The sequence below is a fragment of the Stenotrophomonas sp. Steno-C15 genome (assembly GCF_056393265.1).
The window spans coordinates 1-16,725 of record NZ_JBWJPF010000041.1 but is presented as its reverse complement, the minus strand read 5'-3'; the positions used below and the strand labels follow the sequence as shown (position 1 = coordinate 16,725).

General features: G+C 68.1%; 16 protein-coding genes. 11 read left to right on the top strand and 5 right to left on the bottom strand.

Annotated elements, in window-relative coordinates; genetic code table 11:
- A partial coding sequence (locus AC06FB_RS18465; protein ID WP_461290310.1) for a S8 family peptidase occupies nucleotides 1-1,398 on the bottom strand: 1,398 nt, incomplete at its 3' end.
- 223 nt (nucleotides 1,399-1,621) lie between these two features.
- Between AC06FB_RS18465 and AC06FB_RS18460 the strand changes: the two genes are divergently transcribed.
- Complete coding sequence (locus AC06FB_RS18460; protein ID WP_478053970.1) at nucleotides 1,622-1,972, top strand: VOC family protein; 351 nt, start codon at nucleotides 1,622-1,624, stop codon at nucleotides 1,970-1,972.
- 10 nt (nucleotides 1,973-1,982) lie between these two features.
- On the opposite strand, the gene AC06FB_RS18455 is transcribed toward AC06FB_RS18460, so the two are convergent.
- Entirely contained in the window at nucleotides 1,983-2,270 is a 288-nt protein-coding gene (locus tag AC06FB_RS18455; RefSeq protein WP_478053969.1) for a KGG domain-containing protein, read from the bottom strand.
- 204 nt (nucleotides 2,271-2,474) lie between these two features.
- Between AC06FB_RS18455 and AC06FB_RS18450 the strand changes: the two genes are divergently transcribed.
- Nucleotides 2,475-3,368: an NAD-dependent epimerase/dehydratase family protein gene (locus AC06FB_RS18450; RefSeq protein ID WP_053517184.1), complete on the top strand. Its 894-nt coding sequence runs from the start codon at nucleotides 2,475-2,477 to the stop codon at nucleotides 3,366-3,368.
- Nucleotides 3,369-3,578: 210 nt separating this feature from the next.
- The gene (locus AC06FB_RS18445) at nucleotides 3,579-6,113 is read left to right on the top strand and encodes a methyl-accepting chemotaxis protein (protein WP_478053968.1); all 2,535 of its coding nucleotides are present in this window, start codon (nucleotides 3,579-3,581) and stop codon (nucleotides 6,111-6,113) included.
- A 79-nt stretch (nucleotides 6,114-6,192) separates the two neighbouring features.
- On the opposite strand, the gene AC06FB_RS18440 is transcribed toward AC06FB_RS18445, so the two are convergent.
- A complete protein-coding gene (locus AC06FB_RS18440; RefSeq protein WP_111186117.1) occupies nucleotides 6,193-6,579 on the bottom strand; it encodes a DUF2628 domain-containing protein in 387 nt (128 codons plus the stop codon).
- Nucleotides 6,580-6,794: 215 nt separating this feature from the next.
- On the opposite strand from AC06FB_RS18440, the gene AC06FB_RS18435 reads away from it, so the two are divergent.
- The 6 genes from AC06FB_RS18435 to hemC all read left to right on the top strand — a co-directional run bounded on the left by AC06FB_RS18435 (nucleotide 6,795) and on the right by hemC (nucleotide 13,279).
- Nucleotides 6,795-6,965 (top strand): hypothetical protein, encoded by a 171-nt coding sequence (locus tag AC06FB_RS18435; protein WP_164972337.1) that lies wholly within the window; start codon nucleotides 6,795-6,797, stop codon nucleotides 6,963-6,965.
- A 394-nt stretch (nucleotides 6,966-7,359) separates the two neighbouring features.
- Nucleotides 7,360-9,285 carry a glucans biosynthesis glucosyltransferase MdoH gene (gene mdoH / locus AC06FB_RS18430; protein WP_053517189.1) on the top strand — a complete coding sequence of 642 codons (1,926 nt, stop codon included), beginning with the start codon at nucleotides 7,360-7,362 and terminating at the stop codon, nucleotides 9,283-9,285.
- 50 nt (nucleotides 9,286-9,335) lie between these two features.
- Complete coding sequence (locus tag AC06FB_RS18425) at nucleotides 9,336-9,995, top strand: alpha/beta hydrolase (protein ID WP_065174484.1); 660 nt, start codon at nucleotides 9,336-9,338, stop codon at nucleotides 9,993-9,995.
- Between the two features lie 3 nt (nucleotides 9,996-9,998).
- The gene (locus tag AC06FB_RS18420) at nucleotides 9,999-11,042 is read left to right on the top strand and encodes a sensor histidine kinase (protein ID WP_065174485.1); all 1,044 of its coding nucleotides are present in this window, start codon (nucleotides 9,999-10,001) and stop codon (nucleotides 11,040-11,042) included.
- 10 nt (nucleotides 11,043-11,052) lie between these two features.
- A complete protein-coding gene (locus AC06FB_RS18415; RefSeq protein WP_053517196.1) occupies nucleotides 11,053-11,784 on the top strand; it encodes a LytR/AlgR family response regulator transcription factor in 732 nt (243 codons plus the stop codon).
- 583 nt (nucleotides 11,785-12,367) lie between these two features.
- Nucleotides 12,368-13,279, top strand: a complete 912-nt coding sequence (gene hemC, locus AC06FB_RS18410) for a hydroxymethylbilane synthase (protein ID WP_053520328.1) — start codon at nucleotides 12,368-12,370, stop codon at nucleotides 13,277-13,279.
- A 68-nt stretch (nucleotides 13,280-13,347) separates the two neighbouring features.
- Here hemC and AC06FB_RS18405 read toward each other — a convergent pair whose 3' ends face one another.
- Together AC06FB_RS18405 and AC06FB_RS18400 are read right to left on the bottom strand one after the other, a co-directional pair.
- Entirely contained in the window at nucleotides 13,348-14,124 is a 777-nt protein-coding gene (locus AC06FB_RS18405; protein ID WP_065175204.1) for a DUF481 domain-containing protein, read from the bottom strand.
- Nucleotides 14,125-14,230: 106 nt separating this feature from the next.
- Nucleotides 14,231-14,833, bottom strand: coding sequence for a LolA family protein (locus AC06FB_RS18400; protein ID WP_478053967.1), 603 nt, complete (start codon nucleotides 14,831-14,833; stop codon nucleotides 14,231-14,233).
- Between the two features lie 83 nt (nucleotides 14,834-14,916).
- On the opposite strand from AC06FB_RS18400, the gene AC06FB_RS18395 reads away from it, so the two are divergent.
- Nucleotides 14,917-15,888, top strand: a complete 972-nt coding sequence (locus tag AC06FB_RS18395; RefSeq protein ID WP_053520325.1) for a helix-turn-helix transcriptional regulator — start codon at nucleotides 14,917-14,919, stop codon at nucleotides 15,886-15,888.
- A gap of 25 nt (nucleotides 15,889-15,913) precedes the next feature.
- Entirely contained in the window at nucleotides 15,914-16,708 is a 795-nt protein-coding gene (locus tag AC06FB_RS18390) for a MetQ/NlpA family ABC transporter substrate-binding protein (protein WP_053520324.1), read from the top strand.
- The last annotated feature ends 17 nt before the right edge of the window (nucleotides 16,709-16,725 follow it).

The following is a 16,725-nucleotide window of genomic DNA, read 5'->3' as shown; positions in this document are numbered from 1 at the left end:
CGTCAGCAGCACGTCGCGGACCTGTGCGCTGTCCAGGTAGGGGAAGCGCTCAAACAGCAGCCCGAGGGCGCCGGTGATGTGCGGCGCCGCCATCGAGGTGCCCGTCTTCAGGCCGTAGGTGTACTCGGTGTTCTCGCTGTCGATGATCAGCCGCAGGTACTCGCTGGTTTCCTCGATGCGTCCCTGGATCTCACCGGAGACGATGGTGCTGGCGATGTCGGTGCCCGGGGCGGAGATGCACCAGTTGGCGGCGGCACCGCAGATGCTGGAGCTGTCGTCGAGCACATAGTCGGTTTCGCCATCGTCGGCGACCGGCTGGCGCACGTTGGCCACGGCGAGCCAGTAGGGTTCGATCTCCGGCTTCCAGCGGGGCAGGGCCGCAGTGATGCCCGCGACGGCCCCGCTGCCGTTGCCGGCCGACCACACCTGGATCAGGGTCGACCCCGGGGCAGCGTCACTGCCTGCATAGATGCTGCCGTAGACGTCGTAATCCGCGCCAATCGCGGCGTACTGGCGGTCGAGCGCCGCGGCACTCATGTTGCGGGTCGAGATGCCCCAGCTGTGGTTGATGGCGCGCACGCCCTGCGCCTGGATCTGCGCATACATGTCCAGTACGGCGTCGTCGTCCGGGTCGGTGCGGTACACCGCGCGCGGGCGATAGAAGCCATCCGGATCCAGGCGCCACTCATAGTAGGTGTCACCGAACACGCGCGCTGCCGTCAGGTCGGCACCGAAGGCCACGCCATGCATGCCGGTGCCGTCGCGGTTGGCGCCGATGGTGCCCAGCACGTGGGTGCCATGATCGGCGTAGCTGAAGCCGTAGGGCAGGCCGGCCGCGATCAGGCGACCGGCGAGCGCCGCCGGCACCCCGACACCGAGGCCGTAATAGTTGTAGCCGGGTTGTTCGCCGCGGGTCTGCGCGCAGGCCCCTTCGCCGGCGACGATCCCCGCCGTCGCGCAGTCCGGGCCGATGGTGATGCTGGTGGTGTTGCGGCCGGCGAATTCCGGGTGGGCCAGCGCCGAGCCGGAATCGAACAGCGCCAGGCGTACACCCTGGCCGGTCAGGCCGCGGGCATAGGCATGGTCGGCCCCCATCGCGGCCAGGCCCCAGTCGGCATTGAACTCGTCGCTGTGCCAACTGGCGGCGTCGCCCGCGTTGCCCAGGACCGGGGTGGACGTGGCCTGCGCCGAAGCACCAACGGTTGCGTCCGTCTGTGCATGGCCCGGCTGGGCCCACGCCGCCTGCAGCTGGCGCTGCTGCTGCCAGGCATCGAGTGAATCGGAGGCCATCGCCGGCAGGGCGGCTGCCAGTAGCAGGGAGCTGGCCACCGCGAGTGCCAGCGGGCGTTGCAAGGGGGAACGGGAGCGGGACGAACGGCCATGCAGCGGGTGATTCATCAGGCAAACTTCCTTGATTGACGGTCTACCCAGCCGCTAACTGTCCTGAATGCGTTTCACCCCCAGCGATGTGACGGGAATTTTGTTAACGCGTTAATGTTTCGTGACGGAAGCCGCACTTTTCGCGCCCTGCCGCATCCGTCTGTACAGGCACCCCTGGAGATTGACGGCGTGCTGGCCGCCGCACAGTTTTCGTTTTCGCCCCTCATTGAACAGGAACGCCATGGCTGTCAGACGCATCGTCGCCAACATCGCCACACCCGATCCGACGCGCGCCGCCGCGTTCTACGGCAGCATCCTCGGCATGCCGGTGGTGATGGACATTGGCTGGATCGTCACCTACGCCGGGCAGCACACTGCGCCTGCGCAGCTCAGCTTCGCCAGAGAGGGCGGGTCGGGAACGCCGGTACCGGACCTCTCGATCGAGGTGGACGATCTGGATGACGTCCTGCAACGGATCCGCAGCGCCGGCATTGATGTCGTTTATGGTCCTGTCGAGGAGCCATGGGGCGTGCGTCGGTTCTTCGTCAGGGACCCGTTCGGGCGCCTGCTGAACCTGCTCAGCCACAGCTGAGGCGCGTTGCTCAGTCCTGCTGACCCGGTTCGTCGCGATCCCGTGGACCGTGGTCGGATTGCTGGCGCTGCTGCTGTGCGCGGGCGTGGCGTGCATGGCCGCCTTCGCGACCGATCGCGGCCATGTGCTGGCGATCGCGGCTGATGGCTTCGCCTCCCTTGCGGCCGGCAATGCGCGCCTCGGCGGAACTGAACTCATGGGCGTTGCCGGAGGCATGGGCGGCGCGCCCACCCTTGGCGGCGATCGCGCGCTGCATGCGCTGGTCCATCGACGCGAACCCGCGGTTGCTGCTGGCCATAGGGGATCTCTCTCGGCGTGGCGGAGCCTCATGCTTGCCGACGGCAGGCTAACGGTACGTCCGCAGATGGCGCGTGGTCTTCACGTTCTGCCTGCCTGTCGTTGACGCTGCACTTGCGCAGCGCCGCTATCGCCCTGGACACAGGCCACGCCTAGAATCGGTTCATCCCGGTAGCTCCCGGGCGCTGTTGAGTGAATGGACTCAATGAAGATTCTGTTGACCGGAAGTTCCGGGCGGATCGGGCGCGCGATCTTCGGCGCGTTGGCGGCCACCCATGAAGTCATCGGGCTGGATCGCAGCCCGTTCGCCACCACACGCATCATTGCCGATGTCACCAACACGAAGGCACTGGAGCGTGCCGTGCGCGGCGTGGATGCGGTGATCCACACCGCTGCGCTGCATGCACCGCATGTCGGGCTGGTGCCGGACACGGTGTTCCAGCAGATCAACGTGGAGGCGACCGCGCAGCTGCTGCGGCTGGCGCGTGACGCCGGCGTCGGACGCTTCGTGTTGACCAGCACCACCGCCCTGTATGGCCATGCCGTGGTGGCAGGCGGTTGCCGCTGGATCGACGAAGACACTGAACCCCTGCCGAGGACCATCTACCACCGCACCAAGCTGCAGGCCGAGGCGCTGGCCGAAGCCGCGGCATCGGAGGCGTTCGCCGTGCGCGTGCTGCGCATGGGCCGCTGCTTCCCCGAGCCTCCCGAGCGCATGGCGATGTTCCGCCTGCACCGGGGCCTGGATGCACGCGATGTGGCCAGCGCGCATGCCGCGCTGCTGCACAACGGGGGCGCACCGTTCCAGCGCTACATCGCCTGCGCGCCGACCCCCTTCCGGCGCGAGGACTGCCTGGAACTGGCCACCCAGCCACGCCGGGTGCTGGCGCGGCGCGCACCGCAGCTGCTGGCCGAGTTCGAGCGCCGCGGCTGGCCACTGCCGCTGAGCATCGACCGCGTGTACGACGGCAGCCGTGCGGTTGCGGTGCTGGGCTGGCAGCCGCGCTACGGTCCGGACGATGTACTGCAGCAGTACGCGGCAGGCAGCATCGAAGTGCTGCCACGCACGCAGTGGTTGAAGGACCGGGTGGTCGAGTAGGTTCGCCGCACGTATGAGCCATCCCAAACTGAGTGCATTCAGCTTGACGCAGGGCAACGGCTCAACCCCGCCGCGGAACGGCCGCTAACCCGGTGCGCCCTTGCGGTGCCGGGCATCGCCCGGCTCAGACAGGTCGCCGCGCGAGGGATCGCGCACCAGCGCGGCGCCAACGCGGTGCCGGATGTCCTGACCTGCCTTGCGGACCCTCCCATGCCGTCTTCCCGCTCCGCCGCTGCCCGTCGTCCGGGCAGCATCGCCCACAAGCTGATGCTGGGCACCGCTGCCATAGCGCTGTTGTGCTTCGGCCTGACCGCCTTTCTGATCTACCGCCAGGCCAGTGCCAGCCTGATCAACGCATCGCGGCAGACCATGGCCAGCGAGGCGCAGGCCGAAGCACGCCAGGTCGCGGCCGATCTGGGCACCGCCTTCGCCAGCAACGATGCCATGGTCGAGGCCGTCCTGGCCCAGCGCGCGCGGGGCGACCAGCCTGATCGTGCCAGCCTGGCGGCCGTGCTCGGCGAACAGCTGCGCGCGCACCCGGAGTGGCTGGGCAAGAGCACCATGTGGGAGGCCGATGCCTTCGATGGCAAGGACGCGGAGTTCGTCAACAGCGAGGCACATGACGCCACCGGTCGCTACATGAGCTACTGGGCCTGGCAGGACGGCAAGCCGCAGCAGTCGGTGATGACCGACTACACCGACACCGCCAGCGGGTCCGGTGACTGGTACATGGGGCCGAGCCGCGACAAGCTGCCCAAGGTGAGCGAGCCCTATGCCTATGAGATCGCCGGCCAGAAGGTGCTGATGAGCACCCTGAGCACGCCCATCGTGGAGAACGGCACGTTCCTCGGCGTGTTCACCGTCGATTTCTCGCTGGCGGCGCTGCAGAAGCATCTGGCGACGCTTGCGCCGATGGGAGCAGGCCGCGTTGAACTGCTTTCGCCCAAGGGCGTAGTCCTGGCTTCGGCCGACGCCGCCGAGATCGGCAAGCCGCGCACCGATGCCTTCACCCGCGACATGCTGGCCGGAATCGCGGCCGACAGGACCGTCGAAGCGTTCGAGCCGGATGCCGCCGGCAATGTGCGCCTGTACGTGCCACTGCGGGTTGGCGATGCCCCGCAGCGCTTCGCGCTGGGTGTGGTGGTGCCGCATGCCGTGATCGTGGCCGAGGCTCGCCAGCTGCTGTGGCTGACGCTGCTGGTCGGCGTGCTGGCCGCGCTGACATTGAGCGCCGGTGTCTACCTGCTGCTGCGTCACCTGGCGATCCGGCCGCTGGCGCAGGCGGTACGCATTGCAGGTGACGTGGCGGCGGGCAAGCTGGACACCGCGCTGCCGGCGCGCGGCAACGATGAGGTCGGGCGCCTGCTCGAGGCGATGCAGGGCATGCGGGGACAGCTGCAGGCTGTGATGGCGGCGCAGGCGGAGATGGCACGCCGCCATGATGCGGGCGAGCTCAGTTACCGGATGGACGCGGCGGCCTTCCCGGGGGAGTACGGTCGCATGGTGGCCGACAGCAATCAGCTGGTGGCGTCCAGCAATGCGGTCACCCAGCAGCTGGTGGACGTGATGCAGCGCTACGCGGTGGGCGATCTGAGCGTGGACATGGAGCCGCTGCCGGGCGAGAAGGCGGTGTTCACCGCCGCCATGGCCACCACCAAGAGCAACCTGGCGGCGATCAACGAGCAGATCCAGCAGCTGGCCGCCGCTGCTGCCGCCGGCGACTTTGCCGTGCGTGGTGACAGTGAGCGGTTCGAGCACGATTTCCGCCGCATGGTGACCACGCTGAACGCGATGATGCAGGCCAGCGACCACAACCTCGCGGCGCTTTCCACGCTGCTGCGCGCCATCGCCGCCGGCGACCTCAGTGCACGCATGCAGGGCGACTTCCACGGCGTGTTCGCGGTGATGCGCGACGATGCCAACAGCACCGCGCAACAGCTGACCCATATCGTCGGCCAGATCCAGCAGTCGGCGGCGAGCATCCGCCTGGCGGCCGGTGAGATCGCCGCGGGCAACAGCGATCTGTCGCGTCGCACCGAACTGCAGGCGGCCAACCTGGAAGAAACGGCAGCGTCGATGGAGGAGTTGACCTCCACCGTGCGCCAGAATGCCGATCATGCCCTGCAGGCGAACACGTTGGCCGCATCGGCGGCGGACGTGGCCAGCGAAGGCGGAAAGGTGGTCGGCCAGGTGGTACAGACCATGCAGCAGATCGAAACCTCATCGCAGCGCATCGCCGAGATCATCTCGGTGATCGACGGCATCGCCTTCCAGACCAACATCCTGGCCCTTAACGCCGCCGTTGAGGCCGCGCGTGCGGGCGAGCAGGGACGCGGCTTCGCCGTGGTGGCCAGCGAAGTGCGTGCGCTGGCCCAGCGCTCGGCCGCAGCGGCGAAGGAAATCAAGGGACTGATCGACGCATCGGTGGCCCAGGTCGGCAGCGGTGCGCAGCTGGTGCACCGCGCAGGCAACACCATGCAGGAGATCGTCGGCCAGGTCGGGCGGGTCAACGAGATCATGGCCGAGATCTCGGCCGCCTCGCGCGAGCAGTCGGCCGGCATCGAGCAGGTCAACCAGACCGTGGTGCAGATGGATGAAACCACCCAGCAGAATGCGGCGCTGGTGGAAGAGGCCAGTGCTGCCGCGCGCGCGATGGAAGAGCAGGCCGAGCAGCTTGCGGTGGCGGTGTCCCGCTTCCGGCTGCAGTCGGCCACGGGCACGACGGCCACGCTGCGCGCGGCCTGACGCCGGAAACGAAGACGCCCGGCGGGGGCCGGGCGTCGGTTGCATCCTTGCCGCGCGTCCGTGCGCAGGTCTGAGTGGCTCAGAACATTCCTTCAAACGGGTTCCAGCCGGTCCGGCCTTCCACCTTTTCCAGGTAATAGCTGTAGTTGGTGCTGGAGGCGACCAGGACATTGAAGGCGATGAACACCGCGCGGCCGACGATGTCGGGCAGGAACATCGTGATGGCCGCCAGGGCGATGGCGATGCCGACCACCACCAGCGCCTTGCGCCACATGCCCAGGATCAGCAGGTAGATGGGGCCGAAGAACAGGGCAAAGATGTTCAGGTTGATCTTCAGGCGGTCACCGAAGGACAGGGCCCGCCATGCCTGCTTGAAGCCGGGCTCCTTGGGCGCGCCGTGCTGGCGGTAGAAGTTGAAGCGGAACTGCCACTTGGGGCTGAAGTGGGTGAGGTCGACGGTATTCATGGGAGGAACTTCCCTGTGAGAAAACGTTTTCATGCTACCGGAAATGCCTATTCAGGATCCAGCGCTGCGTGCCTGGAACGTGACGCATGCCCTTTGCAGGCGCAGGCCTCACCGGCTTGCACGTCACCCATCCGCCTTGTTTTTAGGATAGGGTGCGCAGTTCCGCTGCCGCCCGGTTGGACCCGCGCGGCAGCGGGGATGTCCACGGAGGTTGCATGACCACACCCGCTACACCGGAAAACGCACCGGGACCGGTGCTTCTGCCCACACCCGAAGTGGTGCAGGCCCAACAACTGCTCGCCCGCCAGCAACTGGCGGTGGCGATGGACCGTGCGCGCACCGCTGCCCTGCAGGACGCGGCCGGCGTCGTCCTGCAGGACGAGTAACGCGCGCTGCTGAAGTACGATCGATCGCGTTGGCCTCGTCGCCAGCGCGATCGCCGAGGGATGTGCCGCCACCCGTTTTGCTCGATCCAATTGCGGTCGATGTGCCAGGCCGTCGGCACCGCGCCGGCAGCCTCGCCTGCTGTTTGCTGAATGGGGAGAAATCCCGGCGTAGGCCTTCGCACCCGGCTTACATGTAGCGGCCTAGACTGGGCCGCATTTTCGATTCCGCCCCGTTGGAGATCGTGTGGGTTCCGGTAGTGACAGACAGCGACTGCGCGGCCTCAGGCCGACGCAGCCAGGACAAGTGCGGGCGCCGGGAAGGCGCGCCGGGAACCTTCGTGCATGCAGCCTGGCCCGGACGGCCGGCCATGCCGACTGCGCGGAGTAGGCGCCGATGGGGGTGCAGACCATCCATGCGGAGGCGGAATCGCCCGGGCCTGACGCCGGCTGGGCGCTGCTGCCCGCCGAAGTGCCCTTGCCGATGCCCGAGCAGACCCTGCGCGAAGGGCAGCTCAGGGTGCGCCGGCACCGCACCTCGCCACGCCTGATCGGCCTGCGTCGGCTGTACATCCTGGGCGGCACGCTGGTGATGACCGCAGCGGCCACCCGGATGATGTGGCGGGTGTTGTCGGTCAACGGCATCAGCGTGCTCGAAGCCTGCCTGCTGGTGCTGTTCGTGGGCCTGTTCGCCTGGATCGCGCTGTCGTTCGCCAGCGCGGTGGCAGGCTTCCTCACCGCCGTGTTCGACCGTGGCTATCGCCTGGGCATTGATCCGGACAAGCCGCTGCCCACCGTGCACAGCCGCACGGCGCTGCTGATGCCGACCTACAACGAGGATCCGCGCCGGCTGCTGGCCGGCCTGCGTGCGATCTACGAATCGGTGGCGGCCACCGGCCAGCTGGAGCGTTTCGACTTCTTCGTGCTCAGTGACACCCGCCGTGACGATATCGCGCGGGCCGAAGAGCAGGTCTTCGCCGAGCTCCGCGAGCAGGTGCCCGACGGCCGCGTGCGGCTGTTCTACCGCCGTCGTGGCGACAACAGCGGCCGCAAGGCGGGCAACATCGCCGACTGGGTGCGCCGCTTCGGCGGGGCCTACCCGCAGATGCTGATCCTGGACGCCGACAGCCTGATGACCGGCGACAGCATCGTGCGCCTGGTGGCCGGCATGGAACACAACGCTGACGTCGGCCTGATCCAGACCCTGCCGTCGGTGATCGGCGGACGCACCCTGTTCGCCCGCATGCAGCAGTTCGGTGGCCGCGTCTACGGGCCGGTGATCGCCCGGGGCGTGGCCTGGTGGCACGGCGCTGAAAGCAACTACTGGGGCCACAACGCCATCATCCGCACCCGTGCCTTCGCCGACCATGCCGGCCTGCCATCGCTGCCTGGGCGCAAGCCGTTCGGCGGCCACGTGCTCAGCCACGACTTCGTCGAAGCCGCGCTGATGCGGCGTGGCGGCTGGGCCGCGCACATGGTGCCGTACCTGGGGGGCAGCTATGAGGAAGGCCCGCCGACCCTGACCGACCTGCTGGTGCGCGACCGCCGCTGGTGCCAGGGCAACCTGCAGCACGGCAAGGTGGTCGGGAGCCGGGGCCTGCACTGGATCAGCCGCATGCACATGCTGATCGGCATCGGCCACTACTTCACTGCGCCCATGTGGGCGATGCTGATGCTGATCGGCATCGCCATCCCGCTGTTCCAGGAAGGCATCGACTTCAATGCCGTTCTGCACTTGGCGCCCGGCGTGTACTGGCGCGCGCAGGACGAGCAGCAGGTGGTGCGCCTGTTCGCCGCCACCATGGCGGTACTGCTGATGCCCAAGGTGCTGGGCTACCTGGCGATGCTGCTGGACCCGGTGGATCGTCGTGGCTGCGGCGGTGCGTTCCGTGCCTTCGTGTCGATGCTGGTGGAGACCGTGCTGGCGGCACTGATGGCGCCGGTGGTCATGTATGTGCAGTCCCGCGGCGTGGCCGAAGTGCTGTCCGGACGCGACTCGGGGTGGGACGCCCAGCAGCGCGACGACGGTGGCATTTCCTGGATGGCGCTGGTGCGCGGTTACGGCGGCCTGGGCCTGTTCGGCGCCTTCATGGGCGTGCTGGCCTGGCTGGTCTCGCCGTCGCTGGCGGCATGGATGGCGCCGGTGGTGATCGGCATGGTGCTGGCCATCCCGGTGGTCGCACTGACCTCGTCGCGCGGTCCCGGTGCGTTCCTGCACCGGCTGGGCCTGCTCGACATCCCCGAGGAGAACATTCCGCCGCCGGTGCTGGTACGCGCCGCGCAGCTGCGCCGGGAAGCGGCCGAACAGCCACCGCTGTACTGATCGCCCCACACCGGCGGCATAATGCGGCTCGCATCTGAAGGAGCCGCAACATGCTGCAAACGGTGGAACAGGAAACCGGCGCCTCGCCGCAGTGGTCGGTGATCTGGCTGCACGGCCTCGGCGCCGATGGCCATGACTTCGCCCCGATCGTTCCGGAGCTGGTGCGTCCGCACTGGCCGGCGCTGCGCTTCGTGTTCCCGCACGCCCCGGTGCGGCCGATCACGATCAACAACGGCGTGCCGATGCGCGGCTGGTACGACATCGTCGGCATGGATTTCCGTTCCCGCGCCGACATGGCCGGCGTGCGCGAATCGGTGGCCCAGGTAGAGGCCCTGATCGCCCGCGAGATCGAGCGGGGCATCACGCCGGAGCAGATCTTCCTGGCCGGCTTCTCGCAGGGGGGCGCGATCATTCTTACCGCCGCGCTGTCGCGCACGGCGCCGCTGGCCGGGCTGATCGCGCTGTCCACCTACCTGCCCGACGCGGACAGCGCCGAGCGCGTGGCTACCGCAGTGGACGTGCCGGTGTTCATGGCCCACGGCAGCGGCGACCCGGTCATTCCGCAGGCGGTAGCCGCACACAGCGCGCAGGCGCTGCGCGCGTTGGGCCTGCAGGTGCAGTGGCACAGCTACCCGATGGCGCACCAGGTCTGTGCCGAGGAGATCGATGCCCTGGGTGACTGGCTGCAGGAACGCCTGGGCGTCGCCTGACCCATGTCACCGGCCAGCACGCCTCCCTGGATGCCGGAACTGTGCCGCCTGCGGCGGCTGGCGGCGATGCTCGGCCTGGCCGAGCTGGTGGTGGTGCTGCTGGCCCTGGCCCCCGATGGCAGCCGTCACTGGACGGTGGGCGAGCTGCTTTCGGCCAGCGGTTTCGCACTCTGGCTGGCGCTGGCGGTGACCGCCAGCCTGTGCATGCTGCGGCAGGCGCTGTCGAGGCTGCCACCGCTGCTGGGCGCCGCTGCGGCGATCGCACTGGCGGCGCTGATCGCCGTGGTCTGCGCGGGCATCATCCACGCGCTGTATGCAGTGCTGGGCGACAGCTTCGCCCGTGGCATCAGCTTCTGGCGCTTCACCCTTGGCAGTGCGGCCACCAGCGCACTGATCAGCGCGCTGGCCCTGCGCTACTTCTACGTGAGCGACCGCTGGGCCGCGCAGGTGCAGGCCAACGCACGTGCACAGGCCGATGCACTGCAGGCCCGGATCCGTCCGCATTTCCTGTTCAACAGCATGAATCTGATCGCCAGTCTGCTGCATCGTGATCCGGCGGTGGCCGAACGCGCCGTGCTGGACCTGTCCGATCTGTTCCGTGCGGCGCTGGGGGCAGGCGATGGAGATTCCACCCTGCAGGCCGAATGCGAGCTGGCCGAGCGTTACCTGTCGATCGAGTCGCTGCGCCTGGGAGAGCGCCTGCAGGTGCATTGGCAGCGTGACGAGCCGCTGCCGTGGGAGCAGCCGCTGCCGCGGCTGGTGTTGCAGCCCCTGGTGGAAAACGCGGTGCTGCATGGCATTTCGCGGTTGCCGGAAGGTGGCACCGTCGAGCTGCACGTGGCGCGCGAAGGCAACGAGCTGCACATCCGCGTACGCAATCCCGCTCCCGATCCACAGACGCCGGGGTTGGCCCTGGCACGCGGCGCCGGGCATGCCCAGCACAGCATCGGTCATCGCCTGGCGTGGCGCTTCGGCAGTGCCGCACGGATGACGGCCGGCTGGAGCGAGGGCTACTATGCCTGCCAGGTGACGGTGCCGATCCAGTGAGGGAACGATCGTGAGGGTAGTCATCGCCGATGACGAACCGCTGGCGCGCGAGCGCCTGCGCAGCCTGCTGGCCGCGCAGGAGGGGGTGGACGTGGTGGCCGAGGCCGGTAACGGCGAGCAGGCCCTGCACGCCTGCGCGGAACTGCAGCCGGACCTGGTGCTGCTGGACATCGCGATGCCCGGACTGGATGGGCTGGAAGCGGCCCGTCACCTGGCCAGCTTCGAGCCACGCCCGGCGGTGGTGTTCTGTACGGCCTACGACGCGCATGCCTTGTCGGCATTCGAAGCGGCGGCCATCGACTACCTGATGAAGCCGGTGCGTGCCGAGCGGCTGGCAGCGGCCATCGCGCGCGCGCGGACCTTTCTGGCCGGGCGCGGGGGGCAGCCACAGCACGACGCGGGGCAACAGGCACGCAGCATGCTGTGCGCCCGGCTGCGGGGCAGCCTGCGGCTGATTCCACTGGATGACATCCATTACCTGCAGGCCGAGGAAAAGTACGTGGTGGTGCACCACGCGCGTGGTGAGGACCTGATCGAGGAGTCGCTGAAGTCGCTGGAGGAGGAATTCGCCAGCCGCTTCGTGCGCATCCACCGCAACTGTCTGGTGGCGCGGCACGAACTGGTGGAACTGCGTCGTGGCGTGGGCGGGCAGGTGCAGGCGGTGCTCCGGCATGGCAAGCAGCCGCTGGAGGTCAGCCGCCGCTGTGTGGCGACGCTGAAGCAGGAACTGCGGCATCTGTGAGTGTCCGGCGCGGCCTGCGGCCGCGACTGCTTGCGGGCAACGTCTGAAGCAAGAGCAACAGCAACAGCAACAGCAACAGCAACTGCAGGTTGTGTTCGGCTCTGAGTTGTTGCGTGTTGGGTGAGTCGGGATGGGCGGGCGAGACACGCCGTAAACCCATCCATGGGGGCTCGATGGCGCCATCCATGGCGCCAACGGTCCCGCCCGCCCATCCCGACTCACCCTCGCGAATTTCCCGGTGACGGACGGCAAAAGCGTTGGTGATATCGGATGGGAGAGAGGGGTCAGATTCCTTTTCCTGCGGAAAAGCAATCTGACCCCAGGAGCCGCCGGCTGTTGCTTCTGCTTCTTTCTTTTGATCTTCCGTGGCTGGCGCACACGGAAACTGTCAGAGGCCGGGCGGGGTGGGTTGCGCAGGGGCGTGAGCCGCATGGATGCGGCGACCGAGCTTACATGGACGTACTTGCAGCGGCCCCTGCGCAGCCCATCCCGCCCGGCCAAGCGCAATGATCCAGTAGTCCGCACCAGCCACGAGGGGCTCCGCCGTTGGCCGTATCCGCGCCGAAGGCGCGATAATGACCGGATGGAAACCGTCCGCATCGCCACCCGCAAGAGCCCGCTCGCCCTCTGGCAGAGCGAACACGTCGCCGACCGCCTCCGCCAGGCCCATCCCGGCCTGCACGTGGAGCTGGTCCCGATGAGCACGCGCGGCGATGAAGTGCTCGACCGCTCGCTGGCCGCCATCGGTGGCAAGGGCCTGTTCCTGAAGGAACTGGAGCTGGCCATCCTGCGCGGCGACGCCGACTGCGCCGTGCATTCGCTGAAGGATGTGCCGATGGAACTGGATGCGCCGTTCGTGCTGCCGGCCATGCTGCCCCGTCATGACCCGGCCGACGGCTTCGTCTCCAACCTCTATGCCTCGCTTGATGCGTTGCCCATCGGCGCGCGCGTCGGCACGTCCTCGCTGCGCCGCCAGGCCCAGCTGCGTGCGCTGCGCCCGGACCTGGAACTGCTGGACCTGCGTGGCAACGTCAATACGCGCCTGGCCAAGCTCGACAACGGGGGCTACGACGCCATCGTGCTGGCCGTCGCCGGGCTGGAGCGCCTGGGACTGGGCGATCGGATCGTGCTGCGCCTGCAGCCGCCGCACTGGCTGCCGGCGCCGGCGCAGGGCGCGGTGGCCGTGGAGTGCGATGGCAGCAATGCGCCGCTGATGGCCCTGTTCGCTGCGCTCGATGACGCCGCGACACGCGCCTGCGTGGAAGCGGAGCGGGCAATGAACCGCGCGCTGCATGGCAGCTGCCATGTGCCGGTGGCGGCGATCGCGCAGTGGCAGGGGCAGGACCTGCACCTGCAGGGGCTGGTCGGCAGCGCCAGCGATGGCCGTGCGGTGCGCGCCGAAGGCGTGGGCCCGGCCAGCGACCCGGACGCGCTGGGCCAGCGCGTGGCGCAGAGGCTGCTCGATGGCGGGGCGGGTGAGCTGCTGAACGCCTGACCCGGCCGATTTCCTCGGCCAGGCGCTGCGGAACAGAAAAGAGAACGGGCGCCAGGCGCCCGTTTCGCTTATTTGAACTTGTAGACCACGTTCATGGTGGTCAGCGTATCGGTCTTGCGCTTGTCCACCGCGACGTCGCTGTTGTAGCGGGCCTGCCAGCCGGCCTTCAAGGCCAGGTGTTCATTCATGCTCACCGACAGGCCGAAATCGTTCTGGCCGAAGGTGTTGTACGACCCCGATTCGACCAGCAGCGTGTTGACCAGATCGGTGTTCTCGGTAAGCGAGTACTTCATGTCGAACAGGCCACGACCGATCAGCCCGGTACGGGTGCGATCATCCTCGGTGCTGTGGGTGCGGCGCACACCGGGGCCGACCTGGGCATCGAAATAGAAGCGCTCGGTACTCCACAGGCGGGTGCCGTAACCCAGACCGAACGAGCTCTGGCGGTCGTAGGTGGCGAAGTCATCGCGCTCGGTACGCACCGTGGCGGTCAGCTGGCGGTGCTCGCCCAGCTGCAGCGCGCTGCCGGCGCTGCCGGTGTAGCGGTTGGCGGTGGTGTTGTTGCGGCGGGTGGTGGTGCCGTCGTCGTTGGTCTCGGTCACCTTGGAGCTGGAACGCAGGCCGAACAGGTCCATGCTGTGCACCCAGTCACCGTCGGTGTAGCGCAGGCGCAGGCGGCCGTTGAAGCTCTCGGTGCTGCTGTTGCCGCGTGCCGAGGCGAAGCCGAGCTCGCCGCCGCTGCCGCTCCAGGGCGAGGACATCGCCGCCAGTTCGGATGCATCCTGCGCGTACGCCAGCGGGGCGCAGAGCAGCAGGGGAATCAGCAGGGACACGCGCAGGGACATCGAGGCTTCTCCGAAGCGGTTAACAACCCGTGATGATACTGGAAGCGTGATGGCCGTCCGCCCCATGGCGCTGGCCGCTTCAGCAGGCGTTGTCACCGCTCCCCATTCAGGGCAGCTCGATGCGGAGGGAGGGGTCGTTGAAGCGCGAATAGCGCAGGCGCAGCTGGAACACCTTGCCGTTGCTGCTGCCGCTGCGCACGATCTGGCGTGGCAGGCCCTGCCCATCCACCCAGTACTCCAGGCGGCCGCCGGGGCCGGCGCCACGCAGCCGGTAGCGGCGGGTCTGGACCCCGTCCAGCGTCTGGCTGCCCAGATCCTCGGCCTGCAGCGCCGCGGGCGCGACGTCGGCCGGCAGCGGTGTCCGCCATTGCTCGAGCAGACCGGGCGGTGTCGGCACCTGGCGGATGGCCCCGTCGGCCTGCAGGAACATCGTGTCACCGATGATGGTCTGTGCACCGGCCGCCGTCTGTACCCGGAATCGGTCCGGGGCCACGAAGTCCATCGCACTGCGGACCGGCTGTGGCGTACCCAGCACTTCCAGTTCCGCGTGGAAGCTGCGCAGGGCGGCGAACCGTTGGCTGGCGGCCAGTACCGCCTGCGCCGGGTCGGCCTGCGGAACGACCGCGTCGCCGCCGGACGGCGCTGGGGGGCGACCACAGGCAGCCAGCAGCAGGCAGGCCAGCAGGGGCAGGGCGGGCAACCGGCGCATGGGAGGGCTTTCGCAGAGGGCGGGGCGCCCACGATAGCCCAAACCCCCCACACAAGACCCGCGACTCGGACATAATCGGGGGCATGGACCGATACGAACGCATCACCGCCCTGCATCGTCTGCTCAAGTCCGCGCGCTATCCGGTGACGGTGGCGACCCTGCAGGACAAGCTCGGTTGTTCCCGTGCCACCGTCTACCGCGACCTGGCGTTCCTGCGCGACGCGCTGATGGCGCCGATCGAGGGCGATGGCGAGGCCGGCTTCCGCTATCACGCCGACGAAAGCGACCGCTTCGAACTGCCCGGCCTCTGGCTCAGCTCGGAGGAGCTGCATGCCCTGCTGGCATCGCAGCACCTGCTGGCCCGTACCGGCGGGGGCGTGCTGTCTTCGGTGCTGGCACCGCTGCAGCAGCGCATCGAAAGCCTGCTGGCCGCGCAGGCGGGGGTCTCCAGCTGGCCGGTGGACCGGGTGCGGGTCATTCCGCATCGCGGCCGCAAATTCGACGAAGGCAGCTTCCGCAGCGTGGCTTCGGCCGTGCTCGAGCGGCGCCAGCTGGGCTTCGAGTACCGCGCCCGTTCCACCGACGAACCGACCAAGCGCACTGTTTCGCCGCAGCGCCTGACCCACTACCGCGACAACTGGTACCTCGATGCGTGGGACCACGACCGCGAGGCCCTCCGCAGCTTCGCGGTGGACCGGATCCACAAGGCGCGGGTGATCGACCACACGGCCCGTGACGTGGCCGACAGCGAACTGGACGAGCAGCTGGGTGCCAGCTACGGCATTTTCTCCGGTGCGCCGAAGGGCTGGGCCACCATCCTGTTCAGCGCCAAGGCTGCGCGCTGGGTCGCCGATGAGCACTGGCATTCCAAGCAGCAGGGCCGTTTCCTGGCCGACGGCCGCTATGAACTGAAAGTGCCTTACAGCGTGTCACGCGAACTGCTGATGGATGTGCTGCATTACGGCTCGGATGCCGAGATTGTCGAACCGACGATGCTGCGCGAGCAGGCCAAGGCGCTGCTCGAGCTGGCCCTGAGCAACTACGATAGATCCTGACCTCCCCCCGAGAATCATTCCGCCCATGAAGAAGACCCTGTTGCTGCCCCTGCTCGCCGCTGCGCTGGCCCTGACCGCCTGCGGCAAGTCCGGCGAGCCTTCGCAGAAGCTGGTGGTGGCCGCCACGGCCGTGCCGCACGCCGAAATCCTCGAGGTGGTCAAGCCGATCCTCAAACAGGAAGGCGTGGAACTGGACGTGCGCGTGTTCAACGACTACGTGCAGCCCAACGACCAGCTGGTGCAGAAGCAGGTGGACGTGAACTACTTCCAGACCGAGCCGTACCTGGACGCCTACAACCGCGACCGCAAGACCGATCTGGTGACGGTGATCGGCGTGCACATCGAGCCGTTCGGCGCATACTCGCGCAAGATCAAGTCGCTGGCCGAACTGCGCGAAGGCGCGGATGTGGTCATCCCGAACGATCCGAGCAACAACAGCCGGGCGCTGATCCTGCTGCACAAGGCCGGCGTGATCGAGCTGAAGGATCCGACCAATGCGCTGGCAACCCAGCGCGACATCGTCTCCAATCCGAAGCAGCTGAAGTTCCGCGAGCTGGATTCGGCGATGCTGCCCCGCGTACTGGATCAGGTGGACCTGGCCCTGATCAACACCAACTATGCATTGGATGCGGGTCTGAACCCGACCCGGGATGCGCTGGCGATCGAAAGCAAGGACTCGCCGTACGTGAACTTCCTGGTGGCCCGGCCCGACAACAAGGATGATGCGCGCGTGCAGAAGCTGGCCAAGGCGCTCACCAGCGCACAGGTGAAGACGTTCATCGAGACCAAGTACAAGGGTGCCGTGCTGCCGGCGTTCTGATGTTGGGGTAGCGGGGG

Coding starts and splice junctions, on each gene's coding strand:
- hemC (WP_053520328.1), top strand. CDS start 12,368: ATGGAAACCGTCCGCATCGCCACCCGCAAGAGCCCGCTCGCCCTCTGG.
- AC06FB_RS18450 (WP_053517184.1), top strand. CDS start 2,475: ATGAAGATTCTGTTGACCGGAAGTTCCGGGCGGATCGGGCGCGCGATC.
- AC06FB_RS18435 (WP_164972337.1), top strand. CDS start 6,795: ATGACCACACCCGCTACACCGGAAAACGCACCGGGACCGGTGCTTCTG.
- AC06FB_RS18390 (WP_053520324.1), top strand. CDS start 15,914: ATGAAGAAGACCCTGTTGCTGCCCCTGCTCGCCGCTGCGCTGGCCCTG.
- AC06FB_RS18420 (WP_065174485.1), top strand. CDS start 9,999: ATGTCACCGGCCAGCACGCCTCCCTGGATGCCGGAACTGTGCCGCCTG.
- AC06FB_RS18445 (WP_478053968.1), top strand. CDS start 3,579: ATGCCGTCTTCCCGCTCCGCCGCTGCCCGTCGTCCGGGCAGCATCGCC.
- AC06FB_RS18455 (WP_478053969.1), bottom strand. CDS start 2,270: ATGGCCAGCAGCAACCGCGGGTTCGCGTCGATGGACCAGCGCATGCAG.
- AC06FB_RS18405 (WP_065175204.1), bottom strand. CDS start 14,124: ATGTCCCTGCGCGTGTCCCTGCTGATTCCCCTGCTGCTCTGCGCCCCG.
- mdoH (WP_053517189.1), top strand. CDS start 7,360: ATGGGGGTGCAGACCATCCATGCGGAGGCGGAATCGCCCGGGCCTGAC.
- AC06FB_RS18395 (WP_053520325.1), top strand. CDS start 14,917: ATGGACCGATACGAACGCATCACCGCCCTGCATCGTCTGCTCAAGTCC.
- AC06FB_RS18400 (WP_478053967.1), bottom strand. CDS start 14,833: ATGCGCCGGTTGCCCGCCCTGCCCCTGCTGGCCTGCCTGCTGCTGGCT.
- AC06FB_RS18425 (WP_065174484.1), top strand. CDS start 9,336: ATGCTGCAAACGGTGGAACAGGAAACCGGCGCCTCGCCGCAGTGGTCG.
- AC06FB_RS18460 (WP_478053970.1), top strand. CDS start 1,622: ATGGCTGTCAGACGCATCGTCGCCAACATCGCCACACCCGATCCGACG.
- AC06FB_RS18440 (WP_111186117.1), bottom strand. CDS start 6,579: ATGAATACCGTCGACCTCACCCACTTCAGCCCCAAGTGGCAGTTCCGC.